Origin of the sequence: Micrococcus sp. HMSC31B01 (assembly GCF_001816085.1) — a bacterium.
GTDB classification, from domain to species: domain Bacteria; phylum Actinomycetota; class Actinomycetes; order Actinomycetales; family Micrococcaceae; genus Micrococcus; species Micrococcus luteus.
The window spans coordinates 1-1,385 of the sequence record NZ_KV824846.1; the positions used below are offsets into that span (position 1 = coordinate 1).

Consider the following 1,385-nt stretch of genomic DNA (forward strand, 5'->3'; position numbering starts at 1 on the left):
GGGGGCGAGGACCCGCGCGGCGGCGCGGGCCGCGTCCAGGCCGGTGAGGCCCGGCGGGGTGATGTGGCGGGCGCCCGTCAGGTCCGTGGGGTCCGGGGCGAAGACGTCGCGGATGATCAGGTCGCGGCTGGCCGGGTGGGCCGTGGCCAGGACCTCGGCGGCGTCGGCCACGCGGATGCGCAGGGCCGGGGCGCGGGGCAGGCCGAAGCGCTCACGCGCGAGGGCGGCCAGGCCGGCGTCGATCTCCACCGCGGTCTGATGGGAGCCGGGGTGCGCGTGGTCCACCCAGCGGGCGAGGGCGCAGCCCGCGCCGCCCAGGTGCAGGGCCCGCAGCGGCGTGGGCTCCGGCCAGTGCGCGCGGACGGCCGCGACGGCCCAGCGCATGTACTCGAAGCCCATCCGCTCGGGGTGGTCGGGGTCCAGCGGGGAGGACTCGACCCCGTTGACGTACAGCACGAACGCGCCGGGCTCGTACGGGTCCTCGCGGATCTCCGCGGTGCCGTGGCTGATCTCGTGGACGCCGGGGACGATCCCCTCCGGCTCCGCGGCCCGGCCGCGCCGGGCGGCCGACCCCCGCGACGACGAGGACGCCGCCGACGACCGACCCGACGACCGACCCGACCGCCGGCTCACGCCCCCACGCCTTCGTTCGGGAAACGGGAGCCTCCAGAGGCGCCTTCGTTCGGGGAACGGGAGGTCCCCCGACCGCTTCCGTTCGAGGAACGGGAGCCCGACGCCCGCCCGGAGCGAGTCCGCCGCTCAGCCACGACGCACCATCAACTGCTCGTGCAAGCCCGCCCACGGCCCGGTCATGGGCTCGGGCCCACCCTCGGGCGCGAAGCCGTGCTTCGCGTAGAAGGCCACCGCGCGCGGATTCTCGGCGAGCACGCGCAGGACCGCCGGACGCTTCCCGACGACGGCGTCCAGCAGGAGCGCACCCAGGCCCGTGCCGTACGCCTCAGCCAGGACGTAGAGCGCCATGAGCTCGAGGTCGGGCAGGCCCCCGCCCTGGCTGCGCCGCGGGCCCGCGAGCGCCATGCCGAGCAGCCGGCCGCCGTCGTCGGCGACCCACAGCTCCCGGTCCGAGCCGACCAGCGCGGCCCACCCCGGGACCTGCTCCGGCACGCCCGCGTCCACGGCGTCCAGGTGCGCGGCGGGCAGCAGCCCGCCGTAGGCCTCGCGCCAGGCCTGTGCCTTGACGCGCAGCAGGGGCTCGACGTCGTCGGACGTGGCCGGTCGCACGGTGACGGCCATGGCGGACCTCCTGGGCATGTGGGGCTCCCGTTCCTCGAACGAAAGCGGTCGGGGGACCTCCCGTTCCTCGAACGAAGGTGCCTCCCGAGGCTCCCGTTTCTCGAACGGAAGTGGGGGTGGGCGGGGGTGGG

At 76.5% G+C, this 1,385-nt stretch carries 2 protein-coding genes; both read right to left on the minus strand.

The genetic code is table 11. The annotated features are described in order from the left end of the window. Nucleotides 1-633: spermidine synthase (locus HMPREF3105_RS00635; RefSeq protein ID WP_371441088.1), on the minus strand; the 633-nt coding region annotated here is incomplete at its 3' end. Nucleotides 634-759: 126 nt separating this feature from the next. Further along, the gene (locus HMPREF3105_RS00640) at nt 760-1,254 is read right to left on the minus strand and encodes a GNAT family N-acetyltransferase (protein ID WP_020625366.1); all 495 of its coding nucleotides are present in this window, start codon (nt 1,252-1,254) and stop codon (nt 760-762) included. Between the last annotated feature and the right edge of the window lie 131 nt (nt 1,255-1,385).

Bases quoted from the DNA above. Each gene is read 5' to 3' on its own strand.
- HMPREF3105_RS00640 (WP_020625366.1), bottom strand. From the start codon at position 1,254: ATGGCCGTCACCGTGCGACCGGCCACGTCCGACGACGTCGAGCCCCTG.